This window comes from Gemmiger formicilis, assembly GCF_016901605.1.
Lineage (GTDB): Bacteria > Bacillota > Clostridia > Oscillospirales > Ruminococcaceae > Gemmiger > Gemmiger formicilis_B.
Genome location: NZ_JACJKP010001039.1, coordinates 1 through 216, shown reverse-complemented (window position 1 = coordinate 216; position 216 = coordinate 1). Strand labels below are relative to the sequence as shown.

1 protein-coding gene is annotated in these 216 nt (G+C 62.5%); it reads left to right on the top strand.

Annotated features, from left to right (window positions below; translation table 11 throughout):
• Positions 1-2 precede the first annotated feature (2 nt).
• The coding region (locus H6B10_RS19245) for a Mur ligase family protein (RefSeq protein ID WP_430661808.1) at positions 3-216 on the top strand (214 nt) is incomplete at its 3' end.

Here is a 216-nt window from a genome sequence, read left to right as displayed (position 1 = left end):
TTGTGGCCGTCGGTGTGCAACCCGGGCAGGCAAACGAACAAGGCTCCCGGCGTTACGGCCCGGGAATCATAACAAAGGTCCCGGATTTCGGTGCGGGCGTCGCCCTGCAGCACACCACCCCCGAAAGCTGTGACCTGCAGCGGCTTTTGCGGCAGATGGTCGATGCCGGGTGTGATGCCTGCGTGATGGAAGTATCCAGTCTGGGGCTGAAGATGG